The sequence below is a fragment of the Mesorhizobium sp. M0028 genome (assembly GCF_040323855.1).
In the GTDB taxonomy this organism is placed as follows: domain Bacteria; phylum Pseudomonadota; class Alphaproteobacteria; order Rhizobiales; family Rhizobiaceae; genus Mesorhizobium.
Window position 1 is genome coordinate 201,198 of the sequence record NZ_JAMYVG010000006.1, and the last position, 23,605, is coordinate 224,802.

General features: G+C 62.8%; 25 protein-coding genes. 16 read left to right on the forward strand and 9 right to left on the reverse strand.

Annotation, left to right across the window (positions count from 1 at the left end):
* Positions 1–87 precede the first annotated feature (87 nt).
* Together NKJ93_RS14960 and NKJ93_RS14965 are read left to right on the forward strand one after the other, a co-directional pair.
* Positions 88–816, forward strand: a complete 729-nt coding sequence (locus NKJ93_RS14960; RefSeq protein ID WP_352589884.1) for an AzlC family ABC transporter permease — start codon at positions 88–90, stop codon at positions 814–816.
* Positions 813–1,109 (forward strand): AzlD family protein, encoded by a 297-nt coding sequence (locus NKJ93_RS14965; protein ID WP_023721187.1) that lies wholly within the window; start codon positions 813–815, stop codon positions 1,107–1,109. The genes NKJ93_RS14960 and NKJ93_RS14965 overlap by 4 nt, the downstream gene beginning before the upstream one ends.
* A gap of 42 nt (positions 1,110–1,151) precedes the next feature.
* Here NKJ93_RS14965 and NKJ93_RS14970 read toward each other — a convergent pair whose 3' ends face one another.
* Positions 1,152–1,598, reverse strand: a complete 447-nt coding sequence (locus NKJ93_RS14970) for a cupin domain-containing protein (RefSeq protein ID WP_502904386.1) — start codon at positions 1,596–1,598, stop codon at positions 1,152–1,154.
* A gap of 154 nt (positions 1,599–1,752) precedes the next feature.
* Here NKJ93_RS14970 and NKJ93_RS14975 point away from each other — a divergent pair, with 154 nt between their 5' ends.
* Positions 1,753–3,270, forward strand: a complete 1,518-nt coding sequence (locus tag NKJ93_RS14975; protein ID WP_352589887.1) for a winged helix-turn-helix domain-containing tetratricopeptide repeat protein — start codon at positions 1,753–1,755, stop codon at positions 3,268–3,270.
* A gap of 141 nt (positions 3,271–3,411) precedes the next feature.
* Here the strand turns inward: NKJ93_RS14975 and NKJ93_RS14980 are convergent, their stop codons facing one another.
* Positions 3,412–3,651 (reverse strand): hypothetical protein, encoded by a 240-nt coding sequence (locus NKJ93_RS14980; protein WP_352481531.1) that lies wholly within the window; start codon positions 3,649–3,651, stop codon positions 3,412–3,414.
* Positions 3,652–3,765: 114 nt separating this feature from the next.
* Between NKJ93_RS14980 and NKJ93_RS14985 the strand changes: the two genes are divergently transcribed.
* The gene (locus tag NKJ93_RS14985; protein WP_352589890.1) at positions 3,766–4,656 is read left to right on the forward strand and encodes a LysR family transcriptional regulator; all 891 of its coding nucleotides are present in this window, start codon (positions 3,766–3,768) and stop codon (positions 4,654–4,656) included.
* On the opposite strand, the gene NKJ93_RS14990 is transcribed toward NKJ93_RS14985, so the two are convergent.
* The gene (locus NKJ93_RS14990) at positions 4,646–6,490 is read right to left on the reverse strand and encodes an aminopeptidase P family protein (RefSeq protein ID WP_352589893.1); all 1,845 of its coding nucleotides are present in this window, start codon (positions 6,488–6,490) and stop codon (positions 4,646–4,648) included. The two genes, NKJ93_RS14985 and NKJ93_RS14990, sit on opposite strands and share 11 nt — an antisense overlap.
* Before the next feature lie 36 nt (positions 6,491–6,526).
* On the opposite strand from NKJ93_RS14990, the gene NKJ93_RS14995 reads away from it, so the two are divergent.
* The gene (locus tag NKJ93_RS14995; RefSeq protein WP_348633244.1) at positions 6,527–6,871 is read left to right on the forward strand and encodes a hypothetical protein; all 345 of its coding nucleotides are present in this window, start codon (positions 6,527–6,529) and stop codon (positions 6,869–6,871) included.
* A gap of 31 nt (positions 6,872–6,902) precedes the next feature.
* Here NKJ93_RS14995 and NKJ93_RS15000 read toward each other — a convergent pair whose 3' ends face one another.
* Complete coding sequence (locus NKJ93_RS15000) at positions 6,903–7,775, reverse strand: 50S ribosomal protein L11 methyltransferase (protein WP_352589895.1); 873 nt, start codon at positions 7,773–7,775, stop codon at positions 6,903–6,905.
* A gap of 11 nt (positions 7,776–7,786) precedes the next feature.
* On the reverse strand, positions 7,787–8,365 hold the full coding sequence (locus NKJ93_RS15005; RefSeq protein WP_352589897.1) for an SCO family protein: 579 nt from the start codon (positions 8,363–8,365) through the stop codon (positions 7,787–7,789).
* A gap of 207 nt (positions 8,366–8,572) precedes the next feature.
* Here NKJ93_RS15005 and NKJ93_RS15010 point away from each other — a divergent pair, with 207 nt between their 5' ends.
* The 3 genes from NKJ93_RS15010 to NKJ93_RS15020 all read left to right on the forward strand — a co-directional run bounded on the left by NKJ93_RS15010 (position 8,573) and on the right by NKJ93_RS15020 (position 10,318).
* Positions 8,573–9,061: a CreA family protein gene (locus NKJ93_RS15010; RefSeq protein ID WP_023721178.1), complete on the forward strand. Its 489-nt coding sequence runs from the start codon at positions 8,573–8,575 to the stop codon at positions 9,059–9,061.
* A 96-nt stretch (positions 9,062–9,157) separates the two neighbouring features.
* The gene (locus NKJ93_RS15015) at positions 9,158–9,799 is read left to right on the forward strand and encodes a DapH/DapD/GlmU-related protein (protein WP_023721177.1); all 642 of its coding nucleotides are present in this window, start codon (positions 9,158–9,160) and stop codon (positions 9,797–9,799) included.
* Positions 9,800–9,886: 87 nt separating this feature from the next.
* Complete coding sequence (locus NKJ93_RS15020; RefSeq protein ID WP_031194582.1) at positions 9,887–10,318, forward strand: low affinity iron permease family protein; 432 nt, start codon at positions 9,887–9,889, stop codon at positions 10,316–10,318.
* A 40-nt stretch (positions 10,319–10,358) separates the two neighbouring features.
* Here the strand turns inward: NKJ93_RS15020 and NKJ93_RS15025 are convergent, their stop codons facing one another.
* Positions 10,359–11,222 carry an SDR family NAD(P)-dependent oxidoreductase gene (locus tag NKJ93_RS15025; protein ID WP_352481527.1) on the reverse strand — a complete coding sequence of 288 codons (864 nt, stop codon included), beginning with the start codon at positions 11,220–11,222 and terminating at the stop codon, positions 10,359–10,361.
* Positions 11,223–11,351: 129 nt separating this feature from the next.
* On the opposite strand from NKJ93_RS15025, the gene NKJ93_RS15030 reads away from it, so the two are divergent.
* Entirely contained in the window at positions 11,352–11,633 is a 282-nt protein-coding gene (locus NKJ93_RS15030) for a hypothetical protein (RefSeq protein ID WP_023721174.1), read from the forward strand.
* A gap of 122 nt (positions 11,634–11,755) precedes the next feature.
* On the opposite strand, the gene NKJ93_RS15035 is transcribed toward NKJ93_RS15030, so the two are convergent.
* The gene (locus tag NKJ93_RS15035) at positions 11,756–12,331 is read right to left on the reverse strand and encodes a TMEM175 family protein (protein ID WP_023721173.1); all 576 of its coding nucleotides are present in this window, start codon (positions 12,329–12,331) and stop codon (positions 11,756–11,758) included.
* 175 nt (positions 12,332–12,506) lie between these two features.
* On the opposite strand from NKJ93_RS15035, the gene NKJ93_RS15040 reads away from it, so the two are divergent.
* Entirely contained in the window at positions 12,507–13,694 is a 1,188-nt protein-coding gene (locus NKJ93_RS15040) for an MFS transporter (RefSeq protein WP_352589900.1), read from the forward strand.
* Positions 13,695–13,703: 9 nt separating this feature from the next.
* On the opposite strand, the gene NKJ93_RS15045 is transcribed toward NKJ93_RS15040, so the two are convergent.
* Positions 13,704–15,176: an MATE family efflux transporter gene (locus NKJ93_RS15045; protein WP_352589903.1), complete on the reverse strand. Its 1,473-nt coding sequence runs from the start codon at positions 15,174–15,176 to the stop codon at positions 13,704–13,706.
* Between the two features lie 199 nt (positions 15,177–15,375).
* Here NKJ93_RS15045 and NKJ93_RS15050 point away from each other — a divergent pair, with 199 nt between their 5' ends.
* On the forward strand, positions 15,376–16,164 hold the full coding sequence (locus tag NKJ93_RS15050) for a L,D-transpeptidase (protein ID WP_352481524.1): 789 nt from the start codon (positions 15,376–15,378) through the stop codon (positions 16,162–16,164).
* A 147-nt stretch (positions 16,165–16,311) separates the two neighbouring features.
* Here NKJ93_RS15050 and NKJ93_RS15055 read toward each other — a convergent pair whose 3' ends face one another.
* Entirely contained in the window at positions 16,312–17,745 is a 1,434-nt protein-coding gene (locus NKJ93_RS15055; protein ID WP_352589906.1) for an esterase-like activity of phytase family protein, read from the reverse strand.
* Between the two features lie 291 nt (positions 17,746–18,036).
* Between NKJ93_RS15055 and NKJ93_RS15060 the strand changes: the two genes are divergently transcribed.
* Genes NKJ93_RS15060 through NKJ93_RS15080 form a run of 5 tightly spaced genes read left to right on the forward strand, consistent with a single transcriptional unit; the run spans position 18,037 to position 23,575 of the window.
* Complete coding sequence (locus tag NKJ93_RS15060; RefSeq protein WP_352482898.1) at positions 18,037–19,026, forward strand: TIM barrel protein; 990 nt, start codon at positions 18,037–18,039, stop codon at positions 19,024–19,026.
* Between the two features lie 41 nt (positions 19,027–19,067).
* Positions 19,068–20,126 carry a sugar ABC transporter substrate-binding protein gene (locus NKJ93_RS15065; RefSeq protein ID WP_352482899.1) on the forward strand — a complete coding sequence of 353 codons (1,059 nt, stop codon included), beginning with the start codon at positions 19,068–19,070 and terminating at the stop codon, positions 20,124–20,126.
* 56 nt (positions 20,127–20,182) lie between these two features.
* The gene (locus NKJ93_RS15070; protein ID WP_352589909.1) at positions 20,183–21,709 is read left to right on the forward strand and encodes a sugar ABC transporter ATP-binding protein; all 1,527 of its coding nucleotides are present in this window, start codon (positions 20,183–20,185) and stop codon (positions 21,707–21,709) included.
* 16 nt (positions 21,710–21,725) lie between these two features.
* Positions 21,726–22,703: an ABC transporter permease gene (locus NKJ93_RS15075; RefSeq protein WP_352589912.1), complete on the forward strand. Its 978-nt coding sequence runs from the start codon at positions 21,726–21,728 to the stop codon at positions 22,701–22,703.
* A complete protein-coding gene (locus tag NKJ93_RS15080; RefSeq protein WP_023721163.1) occupies positions 22,700–23,575 on the forward strand; it encodes a MurR/RpiR family transcriptional regulator in 876 nt (291 codons plus the stop codon). The genes NKJ93_RS15075 and NKJ93_RS15080 overlap by 4 nt, the downstream gene beginning before the upstream one ends.
* Positions 23,576–23,605: the final 30 nt, after the last annotated feature.

Sequence of the window (23,605 nt, forward strand, 5' to 3'; positions counted from 1 at the left end):
CACTTCCGCTGATCATTTGCCTCAATCGAATTGGTGTGACAAGCAGGGCGGCCCTCCCTACATACGACCGTCCCGAGGAGGCGATTGATGTCGGCGGAAGCAATCTCCGAAAACAGTGCGAAAAGCGATTTCTGGGACGGCGTGCGGCTCAGCATGCCCGTCGTGGTGGCATCGGCGCCGTTTGCATTGCTGTTCGGGGCGCTCGCAGTCGACAACGGGTTTTCCGTGCTCGAAGCGTTCCTGATGAGCGCAACGGTGTTCGGCGGCGCCAGCCAGATGGTCGGCATCGAGCTGTTCGGCCAGCATGTCGCGCCGTGGCTGATCGTGCTGTCGATCTTCGCGGTGAATTTTCGCCACGTGCTCTATTCGGCCGGTATCGGCCGGCGCATCGCGCATTGGCCACTGATCCAGCAGGCGATAGGCTATTTCGTGCTCACTGATCCGCAGTTCGCGATGGCCGAGCGCAAGGCGGAGGCCGGCGAAACCGTCGGGTTTACCTGGTATATGGGGCTTGGGCTGCCGGTCTATGTGTTCTGGGTCATCGAAAGCGCGCTCGGCGCGATGTTCGGCAAGCTTATTCCCGACACCCATGTGCTGGGCATCGACTTCCTGCTGCCGATCTATTTTCTCGGCCTGGTCATGAGCTTCCGCAAGCGGCCGCTGTGGCTGCCGGTGGTCATCGCCAGCGCTGCCGCCTCCATCATTGCGTACAAAACCGTCGGCTCGCCCTGGCATGTCTCCATAGGTGCGCTGGCCGGCGTGCTGCTCGCCATCATCCTGCCGCCCCGCCACAGCGGCGTGGAGACACGGCCATGAGCACGACCTTGTGGATCATCGTCGCCGCTTCGATCGCGACCTATCTGACCCGCATCGGCGGTCATCTGGTGATCTCACGCTTCGACCATATCCATCCGCGCGTCGAGGCCGGGCTCAGCGCCGTGCCGGCGGCGGTGCTGACCACGCTGGTGGCGCCGGCGGCGCTCAGCGCCGGACCGGCGGAATGGGCAGCCTTGATTGTTGCCGGCCTGGTCTCGCTGCGCGGCGGGCTGATGGCGATGTTCCTGGCGGGTGCTGCCGTGCTGATCCTTGCGCGGCAGCTCGTCGGGTAGTGGACCGACGGAGTACGCCTGTCTTCCTGCCAGATCGCCGCTCTATGGTATTTTGCCGTCCATCTTCGGGAAGAGAATGACACTCTCCTGTGCGGTCGGTTCGTTGCGGGCGCCAATAAAGGTGGCCGGCGTGCTTGCCCGGTTCACGGCAACGTGAAGCACGTTGGCGGGAATGTAGAGATAGTCGCCGGGATGCACGAGGTCGCGAAACTGCAGTTCGTCCCCGCTCCACATCTCCAACTCGTCTCCGCTCAGCATATAGAATGCTGTTTCGTGGCGCGCATGGACATGGGCTTTGGTCCGCTTGCCCGGCGGGATTGAGGCGACGCCCAGCCAAAGGGCCTTCGCTCCGACGGTCTCAGCACTTATTCCCGGCAGATAGTCCGCCCCCTGTTCGGCCCGATAAGCCTCGCCGCCCCTAACAACCAAAGCCTTTCCCTCGCTGGGCGCAGCACTGTCCATTGCGGCCGGCTGTTTCAACATCATCATCTTGAACCTCCATTTGTGTTAGTCTGTGCGAAGGACGGCCAGAATGATCAGTCCCCCGTCCGAAGTCCTTAACAGGAGGCGAAAAGTTCCGAATTCTTCCGAAGCCGGAAAGCGAGATGCTTCAGCACCGCGACGCTTCGCGTTCGGGCCGTTCGTGCTCGACCTGCTGCGCGGGACGCTTGTTCGCGAGGGCAAGCCAGTTGCGGTCGGGCAAAAAGGCTTGTCGTTGCTTCAGGCCCTGGTGGAGGCACCGACGCAGGCGCTGAGCAGGACGGCCCTCATGGAGGCCGCCTGGTCCGATGCCGTCGTCGAGGAAAGCAATCTTTCGGTGCAGATTGCCGCCCTGCGCAAGCTACTCGGCCCGCAGCCGGACGGCAGCGAATGGATCGCCACCGTCCCCCGCACCGGATATCGCTTCGCCGGCAGTGTTCATGTGCTTGACCCCGCTGCAGACGATGCGCTTCCGAGCCAACTGGCGGGTCTCTCCGAAAGGGCGTCCATTGCGGTGTTGCCGTTCGCCAATGTCAGCGGCGACAGGGAACAGGCCTATCTGGCTGACGGCATCACCGAGGACATCATCACCGCGCTGACAAGGTTCCGATGGTTCCGGGTGATCGGGCGCAATTCCAGCTTCGTCTATAAGGACAAGTCGGTCGACTCCAAACAGGTGGCCCGCGAGCTTGGCGCCCGTTATGTCTTGGAAGGAAGTGTGCGCCGGTCCGGCCAGCAGATCCGGGTCTCGACGCAACTGGTCGATGCCGCCTCGGCCAATCAGATCTGGGCCGAACGATACGAGATGGAACTGACGGAGGCGTTCGCCGTCCAGGATGCCATAGCCGAGCGGGTGGCTGGTGCGATCGAACCCGAACTGCTCAAGACGGAGTCGCTCCCAGCCGTTGGACGCAACAGCGGAAATGCGACGGCCTGGGACCTGGTGCGGCAAGGTACCTGGCATTTTCACCACGTCGGCCGTCAAACTCACTTGCGTGGCCGCGAGTTATTTCGGCTGGCGTGCAAGCTCGATCCTGAACTCGCAGAGGCCCATCTCTGGCTCGGTCGGGTGAGCGCCGGCATCGTCGCTTACGTCTGGAGCGACAAGCCGGCACAGGATATCCGAGAAGGCCTGGATGCAGCCCTGAAGGCGGTTCGGCTCGACGAGAAAAATCCCTATTCGCATTATGCGCTCGCCATCTGCAGCATCTATGCCAATGCGCAGGAACAAGCCGTTCTTGCTGCGGAAAGAGCGATCGAGATCAGCCCAAGTTTCGCCCTTGGTCATCTGGCTATGGGAATGGGGCAGCTTTTCCGCGGCAGCGCATCCGAAGCGATAGCGCCGCTCGAACACGGCCTTATGTTGAACCGGTACGATCCGCAGAACTTCGTCTGGTTTAATGTCCTGGCGCTCGCTTATCTATTTGCGGGGCAGGCAAACGAGGGGCTCGTCGCGGCGATTGAGGCTCGCAAGGTCGGTCCCACGTGGCGACCCACCTATGAAACACTCGCCTGCTGCTACGTCTCGCTTGGCCGTCTGCCGGAGGCAAGATCTTGCGTCGAACTGATGCGGGAGATGGAGAACCCTACAGGCGATGCCTTGGCGCCGCTCAGGCTGCGCAATCCACATTGGGCAGACCAGATGGCGGATCTGTTGAAGAAAGCCGGTTGGCAGCAGTAAGGCTGCGGTCAATCCCCTGCAGATTGGCGTCGTCTGTGTGATGTCGGTCACGCAGTTGTTGGGCAGCACAAGCCAGGTCGGCTTCGCACTCAGGGTGATGCTGGGGTCCGGTCGATAGCCGACCCACCGCCATTGCGAAAATCACCACTTCTGATCGTGCGGCTTCGCCGCAGCGCTCATCTGCGCTGCAAACCATGTAATAGCTCCTGCCCAGCCAGCAGGTTTCTTGAATATCGACGCGACCTGCGACAGGCTCAGCCGGATCGCCTCCGCTCTCTCCTGGTGGGCGCGCCGCACGGCGCCGCTATAGAGCGCTTCACGCTGCTTTGGCGTCAATGCGCTTAGATCGATCGGCTGGATGCCGAAGGGCTCGGGCGACATTTCCATCTCCCCCTGGTTTGCCGTTTTGATAGGCAGCTACACCGACGATTTACGGGAAAGGGCTAATCAGCTAAAATGAATAATTAAGATCGTTACGTTCTCCAGGAGAGATGTATGGATTTGGCCGATCTGCGCATCTTCCGCACGGTGGTGCGCGAGGGCGGAATCACCAGGGCAGCGGAAAAACTGTTTCGCGTGCAATCGAACGTGACCACACGCATCCGGCAGCTCGAGGAGGATCTCGGCGTGCAGCTGTTTATCCGGGAGGGCAAGCGCCTGCACGTATCGCCGGCCGGTCACAAATTGGTCGGCTATGCGGATCGGCTGCTGGCGCTTGCGGAGGAGGCGCGAACGGCGATGCTCGATCCACGCCCGCGCGGCACGCTTCGCCTAGGTGCCATGGAGAGCACCGCCGCGGCCCGGCTTCCAAGTCTGCTCGCCGACTATCACGCACGTTATCCCGAAGTGGAAATCCAGTTGCGCACCGGCAATCCTCAGGTTCTCGCGACCGCCATGCTTGCCGGCGAGCTCGATGCGGCGTTCGCCGCCGAGCCCATCGCCGACGCTCCGTTCGAAAAGCTGCCCGCATTCCAGGAGCAGCTGATCATTGTCTCGGCGGCATCGCGCGTTTCGATCGACGACCGCCTGGACATGCCCAAAACCATGATAGCCTTCGAGCACGGCTGCCCGCACCGCAAGCGGCTGGAACAATGGTACGCGCGCAGAGGGTTCATGGCCGAGAAAACCATCGAGCTTGGTTCATACCATGCCATCCTTGGTTGCGTGGTGGCTGGCATGGGCATAGCGCTGATGCCGAAAAGTGTGCTTTCGGGTTTCCCGGAGAGCCGCTGGCTAAAGCTGCACGAACTGCCCTCTGACGAAGACAACGCCGTCACGGTGTTGTTCTGGCGCAAGGGAGCCGGTTCTCCCAACGTCACGGCTTTGCAAGAACTGCTTGCGGAGCAAAGCCTGTCAACCGGCGTTGCCGCCGCCGCTATTGCTTGAAGTCGTGCGGCAGCGGGGCGGTTGCCTTTTCCAGCCAGGCCAGCGTCTCGCCGTCGAGCATCGGTCCGATCTCGGCCAGCACCCGCGCGTGGTATTCGTCGAGCCAATGCAACTCGTCACGCGTCAACAGATCCGACCGGATCAGCCGCTTGTCGATCGGCGCCAGCGTCAGCGTCTCGAAGCCATGCATGGCGATGTCACCGCCTTCGACCATCTCAGCCGGAGTGACCAGGACAAGATTTTCGATGCGGATGCCGTAAGAACCTTCCTTGTAATAGCCGGGCTCATTGGAGACGATCATGCCGGCCAGCAACTTTTCGGTGCCGGTCTTGGCGATACGCTGCGGGCCCTCATGTACGGCAAGATAGGAGCCGACACCGTGCCCGGTGCCATGGGCGAAATCGCAGCCGTGTCTCCATAGCGCCAGGCGCGCTACGGCATCGAGTTCGGAGCCGCGCGTGCCCAGTGGAAAGCGCAGCATGGATATGCCGATCATGCCTTTCAGCACCAGCGTGAAGCGCTCGCGCATCTCTTCCGTCGGCGCGCCAATCGGCACTGTGCGGGTGATGTCGGTGGTGCCGTCCTGGTACTGTCCGCCGGAATCGAGCAGGAACAGCTCGCCATGCTCCAGTTTGCGATTGGTGGCGCGGGAGACGCGATAGTGCATGATGGCGCCGTTGGGACCAGCGCCGGAGATTGTGTCGAACGAGACGTCGCGCAGCGGCATCTGTGTTTCGTCGCCGGTTTGCCGGCGCGTCTCCTCGAGCCTGGTGACAACGGTGATCTCGTCGAGCGTGCCGGGTTCCTGACGGTCGAGCCAGCACAGCAGCTTGGCGACGGCGGCTCCGTCACGGCGATGCGCGGCGCGGGCGCCGGCGATCTCGGCTTTGTTCTTCGTTGCGCGTGGGATGCGGGCCGGATCCGGTGCGGCAGTGACGGTGCCGCCATTGTCCTCGACCAGCATGCTGAGCTTCTCCGCCGCCAGAGCGGGGTCCAGCGCGATTTTTGCACCGCCCTTGGCCAAGGTGACGATCGCCGTTTCGAATTCACCGGGTTCGTGCAATTCGGCGAGCTGCGTCAGATAGGCTGCGACGATGCGTGAGAACTTGCGCTGGTCCATGAAAAGCAGATGCGATCCGTCGGCGGCGAGCACGGCAAAGCCGAGCGCCAGCGGTGTGTGCGGTACGTCGCCGCCACGGATGTCGAAGGTCCAGGCGATGGAGGAGGGGTCGGTCAATACGGCATGGGTGGCGCCGTCCTTCTCGATGGCTGCCGCCAGCCGGACCAGCTTGTCCTTGGCCAGTTCGCCGGCAAAGCCGATCGGGTGGATCTCGACCGGCGCCAGTGGCGGCCCGGGCTGGTCCTGCCAAATGGCGTCGATCGGATTTTGTTCGAGCGGCACCAGTATCGCGCCGGACTTCACGGCCGAGGCCCTCAGCGCCTTGACGTCGCTGATCGTATGCAGCCATGGATCGAAGCCCAACCGCACGCCCTTGCCGAGATTGTCCTTGATCCAGTTGGCCGGCGGGTTGTCGACAAGGCTCTCGATCGAAAAGATGTCGAGATCAACCTCCTGGCGCACCTGCAGCGTGTAGCGCCCGTCGACAAACATGGCGGCGCGCTTGCCAAGCACAATGGCGACGCCGGCCGAGCCGCTGAAGCCGGTCAGCCATTTCAGCCGTGCCGAGCGGTCGGCGACATATTCGCCCTGGTGCTCATCGGCGCGGGGCACGATGAAGCCGTCCAGCCCATTCGCCGCCAACCATTGGCGTAGCATTGCCACGCGCGGCTTGCCAACGGCCGGATCGCCGGCGGAATCGAAGGTCTGGAACATGTGGGCTCTCCTCGAATGCTGGCGCGACCGTAGCGCATGACCTCGAAAATCGGAATCGATTTTCGGAACGATCATGCCTGGTCGCGACAGCCTCTTTTTGCGCATGGAGGCCATGCAGAATCGGCGATTTCAAAAAGCGTCAGCAAGGCTTACCTTCTTAACGTGGAGGAACGTGTCTTATTGCCTGCAAAGGAGACCATCATGTCCACGATTTCAGCCAGACGCGGATTTTTCAGAAGCGCTGTGAACGCGCTGATCGAAGCTCGCCAGCGCGAAGCGAGCCGGTATGTGAGCGGCGTTTTGCTTGGCTTTGATGACGAAACGCTGAAAGCTCACGGCTACGATCGCGAAGAGCTGAAGAAAGCGGCGAACTCTCGCTAGGTCCGGGCGGATGCGTTGAAGGCGCGGCGCCTCAGCGCTTGAGATGGATCGTCACCCAGCCTTCGCGGTGCAAGGTGCGGACGTGCCGGAATTTCTGGCCGACATAGGCCGCGATCACCGCGTCGCGCTGGCGCTCGAGAATGCCTGACAAAACGATCGAGCCACCGCGCGCGATATGCCCGGCCATTTGCGGCGCCAGCCGCATCAGCGGCCGCGCCAATATATTGGCAATTATCAGGTCGAAGGGCGCACGCGCGGCAAAGATCGGATGATGAAAACCGGGTGCAGCCACCGTTTCAATGAGCGCCTTGACATGGTTCAGCCGCGCATTGGCGGCGGCCACCTTGACGGCGACCGGGTCGATGTCGGTCGCCAGCACTGGAATATGAGCGAGCTTGGCCACCGCGATGGCGAGCACCGCGCTGCCGGTGCCAAGGTCGAGCGCGTTGCGCGGATGCTCGCGCTCTATGACCTGCTCCAGCATTTCGAGGCAGCCGGCGGTGGTGCCGTGATGGCCGGTGCCGAAGGCAAGGCCGGCCTCGATCTCGATGGTGAGCTCACCGCTGTGGCGCTTCCTGCGGTCATGCGCGCCGTGGACGAAGAAGCGCCCGGCCCGCACCGGCTTCAACCCCTCCAGCGAGCGCGCCACCCAGTCGATGTCGGGCAGCGCTTCGCGCTCTATCGATTTCGACAGCGACAGTCCGGCAAGGATGTCCCTAAGCCGCGCCTCGACCGCATCGACGTTGTCGTCCGCATAGAGCGATACTTCGTGGATGTCGCGGTCCTCGTCGACCTCGAGCACCGCAACCGGCAGGCCCTCATCGTCGAACGCCGCACCGAGCGCCGCGAAGATGCGATCAGCCTCGATCTTGCCCGCGGTGAAATACAAACGCGTCTGCGTCATTACCGGATATGTCAACCTTCCGCCACCAGCCGTTTGAGCTTGGCGATGGCGGCGTCCGGGCTTTCGCCATAGGCAATGGTGCCGGCGAAATCGCCCTTGGCATTGAGCAGCAGCACCGAAGCGGTGTGGTCCATCGTGTAGTCGCCGTCGTTCGTGTCGACTTTCTTCCAGTAGATACCGAAGGACTTGGCCATGGCGTGGACCTTGTCGGGATCGCCGGTGATGCCGAGGATGCGATCGGAGAAATTGCTGACATAGGTGTTCATGATTTCGGGCGTGTCGCGCTCCGGGTCGACCGTAACGAAATAGGCGCGCAGGTTCTTGCCGTCGTCGCCCGTCGTCTTCAGCCAGCCGGCCAACTCGAAAAGCGTGGTCGGGCAGACTTCCGGACAATGCGTGAAGCCGAAGAAGACGACGCTGGGGTGGCCGCGAAAGGCGGCTTCGGTGACCGGCGCGCCCTTCTGGTCGACCAGCGTGAACGGCGCTCCGAACGGCTCGCCGCCATAATGTCCGCGGTACCAGTCGAAGGTGAGCCAGCCGATGCCTGCGGCCATCAGGACCAGAATGCCGACCAGAATTGAACGCATCATCAGTGAAAGTCCGTCGTGATTTCCATCGGCCGCCATATTGGCGCCGTGAAGGCCCCAGCTTGGCGATCACTCTTAGCGGTTCAGTCGCACCGACGCAAAGATGTCGCGTTGCCGCAACCGGCAATGCTGTGGGAAGGCGATCTGCTTGCAAAGCGCCGCCGTTCGTCCCACCTGAGGTCGGCAAAATTCGAACCGCAGGAGGCCTCTTTGCGAAAATTGATTGGCGGCGCGTTGGCCGCATGCCTGGTCATTGGTGCCGGCGCGGCCGTCGCCGAGGAAGTCGGCAAGGTCGGCGTCGATTGGCTCGGCAACGACATCATCGTCGAGGCGATCAAGGATCCGAAGGTCGAGGGCGTGACCTGCCACGTCTCCTATTTCGACCGTGGCATGATCGACCGCCTGCAGAAAGGCAACTGGTTCGAGGACCCGTCCGATTCTTCGATCTCCTGCCGCCAGACCGGGCCGATCACCATTGGCGATATCGACATGAGCGAGGCCGGCGAGGAGGTGTTCAAGCAAGGCATCAGCCTGATCTGGAAAAAGCAGGTGGTGAACCGGATCTACGACAAGGCCAACGAGACGCTGATCTACCTCTCGCATTCGCGCCAAGTGCAGGATGGCTCGGCAAAAATGTCGGTCACCACCGTGCCGCTCTACGGCCAGAACGTGGTGTGGACCAGCGGCAAGCCGAAATAGAGACTGAAGGTGCTACAGGGTCCTTGGCGCATCCAAACGGATGCGCGGCGCTGCACTCGGCTTGCGAGACTATGCGTGCCGGCGTAAAGCGCGCGCATGGACCGTCCCGAACACCTTGTCCTGAAAGATCCCGAGCCGCGCATCCATCCGACGGCGGAGCTGAAGGCTTGCAAGCTTGGACGCTATGCGTCGATCGGCGAGCGGGTCATCCTGCGCGAGGTGGTGGTCGGCGACTTCTCCTACTTCGAGCGCCACGCCGAGGCGATCTACACGACGATCGGCAAGTTCTGCTCGATCGCCGCCAACAGCCGCATCAATGCGCTGGAGCATCCGGTCGAGCGGCTGACGCAACACAAGATCAGCTACCGGCCCAACGAGTACTTCCGCTGGCTGGGTGTCGATCAGGCGTTCCGCGACCGGCGGCGGGCGAAAGCCGTCAGCATTGGCCATGATGTCTGGATCGGCCATGGCGCGGTGATCATGCCTGGCATAGTGATCGGCAATGGCGCGATCGTCGGTGCCAACGCGGTGGTGACGCGCGACGTGCCGGCCTATGCAATCGTCGCCGGCGTTCCGGCCAAGCCATTGTACCAGCGCTTCAGCGCGGAAACTGCGGCACGGATCGAACGTCTTGCCTGGTGGGACTGGCCGGTCGAGAAACTGGCCAGGGCAGTCCCCGACATGCAGGCCTTGCCTATCGAGGCTTTCCTCGACCGCTGGGAAAACGACGCCGCCTGATCGTTGCGAGCGCGGCGCGTGCGCTGTTTGACCGTGAATTCCTCCTCGCAGGGAACTCGAAGCAGTTGCCGATTGTTTCTCCCTGCCATGATCGAAAAGCTGTTCACCAGGATCGCCAACCATATCGCCCATCTTGCCGGTCTGCCGCCGACGTTTGCCGTCTGTTTCCTGATCATTGTGGTCTGGGCGGCAAGCGGTCCGGTCTTCGGCTTTTCCGACACGTGGCAGCTCGTCATCAATACCGGCACCACGATCGTCACCTTCCTGATGGTGTTTCTCATCCAGAACACCCAGAACCGCGACAGTGCAGCGATCCAGGCCAAGCTCGACGAGTTGATCCGCGTCAGCAAAGCCAAGAATACCTTTATCGGCATCGAGCACCTGACCGAATCCGAAGTCGAGGAAATCCGGGCCAAATGTGAACGCGCGGCGAAGCGGCACGACGAACAGGTTGCCGACATGGCCGCACCCAAAGCCGTGGCCAAGAAGCGCAACGCGAAGAAGCACGCTTCGGCGTGAGGGAGCCTGTTGTCCGGGTTCCTGCGCGACGTTCGCCGGATCATTTCATGAATGCTGCAAAGGCTTCCTTGTAGTCCGGGTGCCAGCGCGACAGGGCAGGGCGGTTCTCGATGATGTCGCCAATCGCCCAAGCCATGCGCTTTTCGTCCATGGACCGGGTCGCCTCGTTATCGGGACACAGGATGTAGAAATCGCCACGCAGCACCGAGGCCAGCATGAAGTCGATGACCTGCTCGCCGGTCCAGGCGCCGGCCGGCTTTTCGGTCGCACCTTCGGTCAGGCCGGTAAAGGTAAACCCGGGAATGAGCAAATGCGCCGCGACATTGGCGCCGGGCTCGTTGCGCAGCGCGTGTGCAAGGCCCTCGGTATAGGTCTTCACGCCAGCCTTGGAGACGTTGTAGGCGAGGTTGCCGGGCGGCGTGGTGATGCCTTGCTTGGAGCCGGTGTTGACGATTAGACCCGGCTTTCCCGCCGCCAGCATGCGCTGCGCAAAGGCCTCGACGCCATGGATGACACCCCAGAAATTGATGTCCAGCAACTGCTTCCAGGCCTCGCGGTTCTCCCAGGGCTTGCCGGGGTTGTTGCCGACGCCGGCATTGTTCATCAGCAGCGAGACGTCGCCGAAGGCGCCGAATGTCCGTTCGGCCAGTCGGTCGAGCTCGTCGGCTTTCGAGACGTCAGTTGCAACGGCAAGCACGGCGCTCTCGCCGGCGATGGCGGCGACGGCGTGTCGGGCCTCATCGAGGCGTGCGCCGCCGATGTCGGCCAGCACGATCTTCATGCCCATCGCCGCTAGTCGTTTGGCCGCGGCAAGGCCGATGCCGCTGGCCGCGCCGGTGATGACGGCGACATTACCGGAGGCAAGTGCGGGCAGGGCGGTCTGGATCTCGGCGTTGGTGGTCATGATTTTCTCCTGTTCTGGCCGCGGCGAACTTAGCGCGGAACGAGGCTCGCGCAAGCCGATGCCGGTATCTTCGGGTTGACCGCGTCGGCGGGCGCTGCGCATGCTGATATCGAAAAAGGAGACTGACGATTGACCGACTGGATCGAGATCCTGAAAGAACAGACCGCAACCGGCGACCAGATGAGCCGCGAAGTGCCGCAAATGCTTGCCAATCCCGACATCAGCGAAGCGCAAGTGAAAACGCTTTTTTCGGCGCTCGAAAAACAGGCGGAGTTCGTCGAAAAGCTGCGTATGGCGCTGGAAAAGTTCGGCCATGATTTTTCAGTGATCAAGGCGGCCGAGCGGCTGGAGGAGCGCTACGCCGACCTTGCCGCCTCGGTAGCGGAAAAGCTGAAGGAAATGCGAGGCTAGAGCCTGTTCCATCCCGATAAAATTCGGGATGGGCTCTATCTTCTCGTTGGACCATGATCTTTTCCGAAAACCGGCATCCACTTTTCGCTGACGCGGTCCTTCGGTTCGGGATCATGGTCTGTCTATTTCTCGATTAGCCGCTCGAAGCGCCTGTCCGGCACTAACCAGATCAGCGCTACCAGGACATAGATCGAGACACCGATCCAGTGATTGACGAAGGTCAGTGCGACGGCGGCGATATAGAGGGCCAGCGAGATCTTTCCCTTGAGGTCATTGCCCAATGCCCTGGCGAAAAGGGTTTCGCTGCTGTGCAGTCGATGCAGGGCCATGGTGAGGATGTTGAAGCCGATGGCGCAGAGCGCCAGGTCGACGCCATAGACGGCGACCGGCACGGGCGCGAAATGGTTCTCACCCATGAAGGCTGTCGTCGCCGGCATCAGCGATAGCCAGAACAGCAGGTTGAGGTTCGCCCACAGCACGCGGCCGTCAACCCGCTGCACGGTATGGAACATGTTGTGCAAATTGTTCCAGTAGATGCCGACATTGATAAAGGACAGCACATAGCTGAGGAATATCGGCCAGAGTGGTGCCAGCGCGGAAAAATCCTCGCCATGCGGCACCTTCAATTCCAGCACCATGATGGTGATGATGATGGCGACCACGCCATCGGTGAATGCCTCGACCCGTCCTTTGCCCATGAATCTCCCCTGACAATCCGCTGAGGTTAAAAGAGGATCTCGCTCAGCGCCATCGGCAAAGCTGCCAAACTTGTCAGGAGCAAGTCGGGAAGGGGGAACGGCTGACGCGAAAAAGGCGTTTGGTGTCAGATCCCGAACAGCAAAAGGTCGAAAAATGACAGCTCACGCTCAAGTCATGACGCGCGATCACGAACTCGGCGGCAGCGCCGCAGCGGCTGCCGTGGCTGCCATGATCGCGGCTCTTTTCGCCGGCAGCACGGCGCTGACGCCGCTTTACATCATCTACAAGCAGGTCTTCGGCTTCTCGCAGATCACTTTGACGCTGGTCTACGCCGTCTATGTCATCGGCAATCTGGCAGCGCTGCTGATGTTGGGCCGTGTGTCCGATGTTATCGGGCGCCGTCCGATGGCATTGGCCGGGATGGCGGTGGCCGTCGTCAGCGCGGTGTTTTTCCTGTTCGCAGAAAATGTCGCGTGGCTCGACATCGCCCGGATTTTGAGCGGATTGGGAATTGGCGTCGGCGCCGGGACTGGGACGGCCTGGCTCGCCGAATTGCTCTCGGCCAACGACAAGTCACAGGCGGCGACGATTGCCACCAGCACCAATTTTCTCGGCCTCGGCATTGGTGCGCTGGGGGCCGGGTTGCTCGCAGAATACGCACCTTGGCCGCTCAGGCTGATATTCGTCGTCCACCTGGCGATGCTAGCGATCGTAACCCTGCTGATCTGGCGTACGCAGGAAACCGTTTCGCGGCCGGGAAAACTGGCTGACGTCTCGATGCGGCCGCGGCTTTCCGTGCCTGATGACATCCGCGCAAATTTCGTTGCGCCGGCGGTGACCGGCTTTGGCGCGATGGCGCTCGTCGGCTTTTATGCGGCACTCGCGCCGAGCATCCTGGCGCAGCAACTGCAGGTAGCCAACCATGCGGTAGCCGGCGCTCTGTTCTTTGAATTGTCGATCGTGGCGGCCGGCACCATTGTGGCGACGACGCGTCTTTCGAGCCGGGCCGCGATGTTTGCGGCACTTGCGCTGATGATCCCCAGCGTCGCACTGATCGTTGCGGCGCAGGTCTTCGCCTCGATGGCCATCATGGTCGCCGCAAGTGCTCTGTGTGGCGTGTCGGCAGCGCTCGGCTATCGCGGCGGCTTGCAAGTGGTGAACGAGATCGCGCCGGCGGACCGGCGTGCCGAAGTGGTCTCGGCCTTCTTCATCTGCTGTTTTTGCGGCAACGCGCTGCCGGTCATCGGCATCGGCATCCTGTCGACCGTGGCAAGCGCGACCGTGGCGAGCCTGGTCTTTGCCGGCATGATTGTCGTCTTTTCCCTGGTGGCGCTCGGGTTTGGCGCGAAATACGCGCGCTGAGCCGGCCTTTCAGCCGTTCGGCGTCTCGGGCGAAAGATGCGCGCGCTGGCGCGGCACGCCGAGGCCGGTATCCGGCGGTTCGCCGGCAGCCGGCCGGCTCTCGATCATGTGCACGCTGCGCCAACGGCCGAAGCGATAATAGGCCGTGGCCAGCACGAGCGAGGTTATCGAGCCGGCCGGAAAGCTCCACCACAACGCTTCCTCACCGATCGCACTTCGAAAGAAATAGGCGAAGCTGGTGCGCACCAGAAGTACCGAGATCACCAGGATGATCAGCGGCGGCATCACCGCGCCCGTGGCACGCACAGTGGCGAAGAGCACGATGGTGATGCCGAACAGGATGAAGGACCAGGATGCGACCTTGTTGATGTGAGTGGCGATGTCGATCGCTGCACTGTCGCTGCTGAGGAAGAGGCTGAGCACCGCGCGATCGAATACGAACAACAGCGCGACAAGCACGCCGGTAAGCACAAGGTTGAAGCCGACGCCGGACGCGGCGATGCGGCCGATCCGGTCCCAGCGCCCGGCGCCGACATTTTGCGCCGCCATGGACGAGACCGCGGCGCCGATGGCGAGCGCCGGCATCTGGATATAGGTCCAGAGCTGGGCGGCTATGCCGTAGGCAGCCGCGACCTGCGAGCCGTAGGCATTGACCATGCCCATCACAGTCAGCGCCGCGGACGAGACGACGATCATCTGCAGGCCCATCGGCACGCCCTTGAAGACGACAATGCGCAGCAGCGCCGGGTCCGGCCGCAGCAGAGCAAGATTGGCGCCGGCCAGCCGCAGCGGGTGCTTGCGCGCATAAAGCACGATCAGGATGGCAAGCACGCTTACCGTCTGGCCGATCAGCGTCGAGGTGGCCGAGCCGGCGATGCCGAGTTCGGGGAACGGGCCGATGCCGAGAATAAGCAACGGGTTCAAAATGACGTCGAGCACGACGGCCAGCGCCATGAATAGGAAAGGCGTGCGCGAATCGCCGGCGCCGCGCAGCACCGTCATGACGAAGGACAGCAGGTTCATCATCGGTACGGCGAGAAAAATGATACGCAGATAGGAGCGCGCCAGCGGCAACGCATCGGCCGGGGTGCCGAGCGCATTGAGGATTGTATCGACCCAGATCCAGCCGCAGACCGCGAACACCACCGAGACAAGGAAGAAGAAGGTGGCGCTGGTGCCGACGATGCGGCGGGCTTCGGGCATATCGCGGGCGCCGACCGATTGCGCGACCAGGATGGTCGCCGCCATGCCGATGCCGAAGACGGTGCCGAGGATGAGAAACAGCACGAGGTTGGCATTGGACGTGGCGGTCAGCGCCGCTTCGCCGAGGAAACGACCGACCCAGACGGCATTGATTGAGCCGTTGAGCGACTGCAGAACATTGGAGCCGAGCACCGGCAGGGCGAACAGCAGCAATGTACGCGGGATAGGTCCACTGGTGAGGTCGCTGGTCCGCCGGCGCGCGGGCATCTTGTCGTCCATGGCAGGCAACTCGGCGAAGGCTTATCTTGAGTCCGGTCCGCAATGATTGCCGATTTAACGAGACAGGTCGACGCAGCGTTGCGAATTCCGCCTGGCGTGCCTTGATCCAATCATGTTCTCAAAGCTTCCGGAATCGTATATTGATCCTGCACGCGTGGGGCCGCATCTTTCCTGGATCTCATGGGCAAGCCGGGGGTTCATGTCCGATATTCCGCTGTTTTTTGAGCGCCTGAACCGGCGTGCGTTTCTTGGTGCATCCGCTTTGGGCGCGGCCTCCGTGGCTCTTTCGGCGTGCACCACGACGGACGTAGCGGCGCCGCCAGTGACCGCGGCGCCAAGCGATCCGGCTTTCGGCGATGCCGCAAGTATGTATGCGGCGCGCGTCGACGAGGGCTATCAACTGCCGGCAATCCCGGTAGCCAAGGTCGATCCGAAATTCGTGCGCCAAATCGTGTCCGATCCGACCGGAGAAAAACCCGGCACGATCGTCGTCGATACCTCCGAGCACTTCCTCTATCTGGTGCGCGACGGCGGCAAGGCAATTCGCTATGGCGTCAGCCTCGGCAAGGCCGGTTTCGGATGGACCGGCAGCGCCGTGGTTCAGGCGAGGAAGAAGTGGCCGGTCTGGACGCCGCCGCCGGAGATGATCCAGCGCCGGCCGGAACTGGCGAAATACAAGGACGGCATGCCGCCCGGCCCCCACAGCCCGCTGGGCGCACGCGCGCTATATCTCTTCCGCGACGGCAAGGACACGATGTACCGGCTGCACGGCACGCCGGAGTGGGACTCCATCGGGAAGAACGCTTCCTCCGGCTGTGTGCGCTTCATGAATCAGGACATTATCGACCTCTACAGCCGCGTCGACGGCGTCGCGCCGGTCTTCGTGCGCCCGAACCTGTCGGCCGCCGGGAAGATCGCCGCCGTGTCGGACAGGACGGCCGAGCCGATCGATGCGGGCGTGCCAAAGGACGCGGAGATGTTGAGGTAAGTGCCTTCGACGGATCATCAGTCTTAGGTTTTGCAAACCCACTAGAACACAATCCTTGTGCCGGCGAGCCGCAACTGAAGGGCCCGACCGTTCGATCGTGCCAGGCAGGCGGACGCGTTCGGCGCGTCCGCCTGCCTGGGGGTGTCGCTACTTCCCGGCGAGGCCTGGAAGCGTGACCTGATAGACCAGGAACATCGTGTCGATATCGGGGCCATCTTCGGCCTTGTAGGCCGCGCCGACCTGGAAGCCGTCCTGGGTGAGAAAGTCATTGTCGTTGGCGACGAACAGGAAATAGTCGTCGGGCCGTGTTGGATCGAGGACGCTCACCACCGACATCGCCTCCCACTTCTCCGAAAGGTTGTTGCGGTCATTGGGCGCGCCATTGTGCAGCCCGAAGCGGCCGAGCTCGGTCTTGTCGTTGATGTCGATGAACGGCGTCAGCTTGGCCGGCGTCACCGAGGGATCGAGCTCACCTTTGGGCGCAACCGGCTTGTCCTTGTCGAACTCGGTGCCGGCGATGTCGGTTGCCGCCGACACATCGACGACGCTGATCTCGCGATAGAGCGAGGTGTCGCCCTTCACCCCCTGGCCGTTGCCGCTGTCGCGCGCCAGCATCAGGAAGGTCTTGTCCGACAGAGCCACGATTTCGCTCTGCGCGGCAATCTTGGTCTTGCCCTTGGCATCGGTGAACACCGGCAGCGGCACAACATATTCATGCGCAAGCTTGAGTTGGGCCGGATCCGAGGCATCGTAGACCAGCGCGCGCGTGTTCTGGCGCGTCGAAGCGGAATCGCCGCCATCCTGTCTGGGGGCCGATTGCAGCACAGCGATCAGGAACTTCCCGTCCGGCGTCAGTGCCATGCCTTCGAGGCCCTGGTTGTTCTGACGGCCGGTTTCGGGATCCGTCGGATCTGGGTCTGCCGCGCCCGGTCCCGGATTGTTGGACGCGAAGTTCGGCGTTCCATGACGCATCGGGACAAGCGCCGCCGGTGACTGCGTTACCGACATCAGACGCCCATCGGCGGAGAAGTGGTAGATGTTCGGACCATATTCGTCCGAGATGAACATGGTGCCGTCGGGCAGCCGCACGATCGCCTCGTTATCGAGCGCGAGCTTGCCGTTGGCTTCGGGCAGGATCGGCATGTCGTCGGTCGCGGCGCGCACGCCGTTGAGCGGATCGAGGCCGGTTGCGTCGGCGCCCTTGTCGTCGGTCAAAAGCATGGTGTCGGCAAGGGTTGCCTTGAGGCCCGACTGTTCCTGGCCGGCGGCTGGTGCCGCACCCGGTGCGATCGGGGCGAATTCGATGGCAATCGTGTTGATGCGCGGACGGTAATCGGTGGTGCCGACGACATTGTAGCCACGATCCGGCAGCAGCCACAGCGAGCCCTTATAGCCATCGGCGCCATGCGTCCAGCCGGCAGCGTCGATCGCCATGCCCGAGCCGGAGCCAAACGTCTCGCCGAACTTGTCCCTTTGGCTGGCCGGGATGCGACCGACACCGACCAGGCCCTTGTTGACGAAGCTGACGCCGCCGACGGTCGCTGCGTTTTCAGCCAAGGCCGGAGTCAAGGCGGTGAACATCGCCAGCGCGACTGCGAGGGACGCGTTTCGGTGCAGGTTTTCATGGAAGTCCTCTTTGTGACAAAACAGCCGGGATCTGAAAAAGCGCCGCGTCGCATCGAGAATGCCGCGAAAGCCTTCGGAGAAGCGATCTAGGACGCGAACATGATACTTGCGTGACAGTGCTGCGCTTGCCTGGGCCTCATGTGGTCGCAACTAGCCCGGGCATGGCGAATCCGTCGCCACCGAGAGCAATTAACAACTTTACAAATAATCATTCTTATGTGAAGTTATGACAATGAAAGGTCACCGATGACAGTCTGTCGTTTCGCTACCCGCCTCAATTCCTTTGCCTCGCGGCCACAGGCCGAGTGGCCTGATCTTGTTGGTAAACCGTCCATGCTGCAAATGGCGGCGCGTGCGGCGAAGGTTGCGGAATTGACCGATCTCGACCTCAACTTCCCCGATCATGTCGATGAAAAACCTGCGGAAATGGCGCGCAAACTCAGCGATCTCGGGCTTTCCATCAATGGCTTCGCCATGCGCTACTACTCTAATCCGGCCTTCAAGCTCGGCGCCTTCACCAATCCGGATCCTTCCGTTCGCCGTGAGGCCATCGACCTGACCAAGGCCGGCATCGACGCCGCGCGCGAGGCCGGCGCCAGCCTGATGACATTGTGGCTCGGGCAGGATGGCTTCGACTACGCCTTCCAGGCTGACTACGCAACACTCTGGCAACACGAAATCGATGGCATTCGTGAAGTAGCGGCGCATGATCCGGGCTGCCAGATTAGCCTTGAATACAAACCCAACGAGCCGCGCTCCTACAGCCTGATGCCCGATGCGGCGACGACATTGCTGGCGATCCGCGAGATCGGCCTGCCCAATCTCGGCGTGACGCTCGATTTCGCTCACGTGCTCTATGCCGACGAGCAGCCGGCTTTCGCTGCCGCCCTCATAGCACGGCACAGCAAGCTGCTCGGCGTGCACCTCAACGACGGCTACGCCAAGCGCGACGACGGCCTGATGGTCGGTGCCGTGCACACGCTGCAGACGATCGAGCTGCTCAGGCAGATCCGCCGCGACGGCTATGCCGGGGCCATCTACTTCGACACGTTCCCCGACATGACCGGGCTCGATCCCGTCCACGAATGCGAAGTCAACATCGCCACCGTCAAGCGCATGCTGCGCGTCGTCGAGCGGCTGGAAAAGGACAACCGCCTGTCAGCCGCCGTCGATCGTCAGGACGCGGTCGCGTCGCAGGCCATCATCCAGGAAGCCATGCTCGGGCCGGACAGCTGAGGCCGGCGCCATCACCGTTTTTCAACAAGGGAGGAAAGACCATGAAATTTCTGCTCGTCACCGCTACCGCTGCCCTGATGACGCTGTCCATCGGCTCGGTGTTTTCCGCGGATCTCGCGCCGCTCAATTCCGACACCGAGAAGGATCGCATCGACTGGTCGCAGCTCGAGGCCAAGTTCGGGGCTTTCCCCAAGCTGCCCGAGGGCACCAAGGCGGGTGCGGTCTCCAAGACGCTGACCAACGAATACTGGCGCTCGCTGGGTGAGGGCTACAAGTCGTTCGGCGACCGCATCGGCGTGCCCGTCGTCTACCAGGCGGCGCAGAGCGAGGGCGACCAGCTCGGCCAGCTCACCATCGCCGAAGGCCTGGTCACGCAAGGCTACAACGTGCTGCTCGTTTCACCGCAGACCGACTCCAATTTGCAGCCGATCATGGAACAGGCCAGGGCCGCCAACGTGCCGGTGGTCAACGTCAATGACGCGGTCATCCCGCAGGCCGAGTACTATGTCGGCAATGTCCAGCGCGACAATGGTGTGCGTGTCGCCAAATGGTTCATCAAGAACCGGCCGGATGGCGGCAAGGTTGCCATCGTCGAAGGCCAGGCCGGCGTCTACGCCGCCGTCCAGCGCACCGACGGCTTCAAGAGCACGATCACTGAAGGCGGCAAGTTCGAGGTCGTCGCCAGCGTGCCGGGCAACTGGGATCGCCAGACCTCCTACGACGCGGCCACCAATATCCTGCAGCAGCACCCCGACCTGATCGGCTTCTATGCCAATAATGACGGCATGGCGCTGGGCATCGTCGAAGCGGTCAAGGCGGCCGGTCTGCAGGACAAGGTGGCCGTCTTCGGCACCGACGGGATTTCCGACGCTTATGCCTCGATCCGGGCCGGCGAGCTGACCGGTACCGTCGACAGCTTCCCGGTGCTGACCGGCGAGGTGGCGCTGGAATCGGCGCTGCGACTGGTGGCTGGGCAGAAGCTGCCGCGTGTTGTTGCCACCCCGCAGGCGCTGATCACCAAGGACAATGCCGACCGTTACTCGGGCGGCGGCGACGCCGTGCGCAAAGCGCTGCTCGAGGACGCGGCAGCAGGCCAATAGAGCAGGGCGGCGGGTGCCGGCCTTGGGTCGGCACCCTTGCTTGGAGAACCGAAGCAATGTCAGCGCGGCTGCAATTCGAGGGCATTTCCAAGCTGTTTCCGGCCGTGCGGGCGCTGAGCGACGTGTCCTTTTCGGTCGGCGCCGGCGAAATCCATGGCCTGCTTGGCGAGAACGGCGCCGGCAAGTCGACGCTGCTGCGCATCCTGTCGGGCGTCTACCGGCCGACAGCGGGAAGCGTTTTCATCGACGGCAGGCCGGTGACGCTGAACAACCCGGTCCAGGCGCGGGCCGCGGGCGTCGCGATGATCCATCAGGAATTACAGCAGGTGCCACGTCTCAGCGTTGCCCAGAACATGTTCCTGGGCCATCCGCTGACGCGCGGCGGCGTCTTCGTCGCACGGCGCGAGCAGGAGCGCCGCGCTGCGGAAGCCCTGGCCGCCATCGACCCGACCATCGATCCGGCAGCCCCGCTTGGCTCGCTGAAGGTGGCGCAGCGGCAAATCGTCGAGATTGCCCGGGCGCTGCTCGACCGCGCCAGGATCGTGGCGATGGACGAGCCGACATCGAGCCTCACGCCGAGCGAGTTCGAACGGCTGGCCGAAGTGATTGCGGGCCTGGCGCGCGACGGTGTCACGGTCGTCTATGTCTCGCACAAGCTGGATGAGGTGTTCGGCATCTGCCAGCGCGCCACCATCATGCGCGACGGTGTCGTGGTCGAAACCGTTGATCTCGCGCAGGTGTCGGAAAAGGCCGTCGTTTCGATGATGGTCGGCCGCGAACTTGCGCAGGAACAGCACCGCTCGCATGCTTCCAGCGAGATCAGGCTGAGCGTGCGTGGCCTGGCCTCGGCGACCAAGGTCCATGACGTTTCGTTCGACCTGCATCGCGGCGAGGTGCTGGGCATTGCCGGCCTGGTCGGCTCGGGCCGCACCGAGCTGCTGCGATTGCTGGCCGGCGCCGACCGGGCGTCATCAGGCACAATGGAGATCGACGGCAAGGCGATAAAACTTTCCAGTCCGCGCGGCGGCATCGCCGCCGGCATCGGCCTTGTGCCGGAGGAGCGCAAGCGCGAAGGCATCGTGCCGTTGCGGTCGATCTCCAGCAACATGGCGCTGGCGTCGATGGGCGTGTTCGCGCCGCGCGGCGTCATCGACCACCGCCGGCTGAAGCGCGTGGCAGCCGAGAAGATGAAACGCGTCAATCTCAGACCGTTCCTGCTCGACCGGCCGATCCGCCTATTCAGCGGCGGCAACCAGCAGAAGGCGATCATCGGCCGCTGGCTGGCGGCGGGAACGCGGATCCTTCTGTTCGACGAGCCGACGCGCGGCATCGATGTCGGCGCCAAGGCGGAGATCTACCACCTGATCGAGGAGCTCGCCGCCGAAGGCCATTCGGCAATCGTCGTTTCGTCCGAGTTGCCCGAGGTGATCCGGCTCGCCGACCGGGTGCTGGTCATGCGCGACGGCACGGTCGCCGCCGAACTGGGCCGCGCAAGTCTCAGCGAACAGGCGATCGCCGCGCACGCCATACCCCAAACGGAGATTGAGGCCGGCAAGGCGCAAGGCCGTCGGGCCGGTGCATAACGGACAGGACCAGCGGATGACCGATATAACCCAACACACAGCAGCGCGCCCAAGCGCAGATTTCCTGCACCGGTTTTCGGTGCGCGACGCTGGCACGCTGATCGGCCTGGTGGTGATCCTCGCTGTCTTCGGGGCGCTGGTCCCCGGCTTCTTTGCCGAGCGCAATTTGATCAACATCCTGCAGCAGTCGAGCATCAATGCCTGCCTGGCGTTGGGCATGACGCTGGTCATCATCTCGGGCGGCATCGATCTGTCCGTCGGGCCGACGGCAGCTCTTTCGGCAGTCATCTCGGCCTCGATGCTGGTTGGCGGCGTGCCGTTTCCGCTGGCCATCGCCGCCGGCTTCGCCATCGGCCTTGCCTGCGGCCTGCTCAACGGCGTGCTGGTCGCCTATGTCGGGCTGCAGCCCTTCATCGTCACGCTGGGAACGCTCAGCACCTACCGGGCGCTGGCGCTGATCTATACCGGCGGCAATCCGGTGCTCGGCCTGCCTGCCGGCTTCCGTGCCATCTTCAATGGCTCGCTGTTCGGATTGCCGTTGGCGGTCATTATCGTGGCCGTGGTCGCGCTGATTGCCTGGATCATCCTCAAGAAGACGCCGTTCGGCGAATATCTGCTCGCCGTCGGCGGCAATGAGGAAGCGGCCTATATAGCCGGCGTGCCGATCGCCCGCACCAAGATCGCCGCGTATATGATCTCGGGCCTGCTGGCGGCGCTTGCCGCACAGATCCTGATCGGCCGGTTGGGTGCGGCCGAACCCATTCTCGGCAATCTCTGGGAGCTCGACGCCATAGCAGCGGCGGCGATCGGCGGTGCCTCGCTGATGGGCGGCAAGGGCAGCGTCGTCGGCACAATCCTGGGTGCCGTCATCCTTGGCAGCATGCGCAATGGCCTGACGCTGATGAACGTGCAGTCCTTCTATCAGCTCCTGGCAACTGGCCTTATAATCCTCGCCGCGATGCTTGTCGATCGCGTGACGAGGGGACGTGGATGACATTGACCGGGCTGGATCTGAAAGCAGTAGGGCCGCGCATCCGCATGATGATGCCGCATCTGACGCCGCTCGAGGCGAAGGTGGTGGAAACCGTCTTCGGCAGGCGCGGCTTCGACGAGACTATCCCGCTCAAGCAGATCGCAGAGGAGGCCGGCGTCTCAGAGGCGATGGTGGTCAAAATCGCGAAGAAGCTGGGTTTTTCCGGCTATCGCGATTTCCGCACGGCGGTCTATGAATACAGCCGCCTGCCGACCGCCGAGATGCATCAGGAGCTGTCGGTGGACGACAGCTCGGCCGAAATCGTGCAGAAGGTGTTCCGCACCTCCATCCAGGCGCTGGAGGAGACGCTCGCCATCCTCGACATGGACGATTTCGACCGCGCCGCCGATCTGCTTTACCGCGCCAGGAACCGCGATTTCTACGGCGTCGGCGGTTCGGCGCAGATCGCACGCGACGTCTCGCACAAATTCCTTCGGATCGGCATCCGCACCTCTGTCTACGACGATTCGCACATGATGCTAATGTCGGCCTCGTTGCTCGGCGCCGACGACATCGCCGTCGGCTTTTCGCATTCCGGCAACACCAGCGCCGTCATCGACGCTATACAGCTTGCGCGCAAAAGCGGCGCACGCACGCTGGCCATCACCAACTACGATAACTCGCCATTGGCAGCCGTCGCCGACATCGTGCTCTGCTCGACCGCGCAAGGCTCGCCGTTGATGGGTGAGAACGCCGCGGCGCGCATTGCCCAGCTCAACATCCTCGACGCGCTGTTCGTCGCGGTGGCGCAACGCGACTACCAGGCGGCGGAGCGCAATCTCGGCCGCACCATGTCCGCGGTGACGTCGAAACGGAAAGACAAGAACTCATGAAAGGCAGCGGCTCGTGAAAGTCAAGGGCAC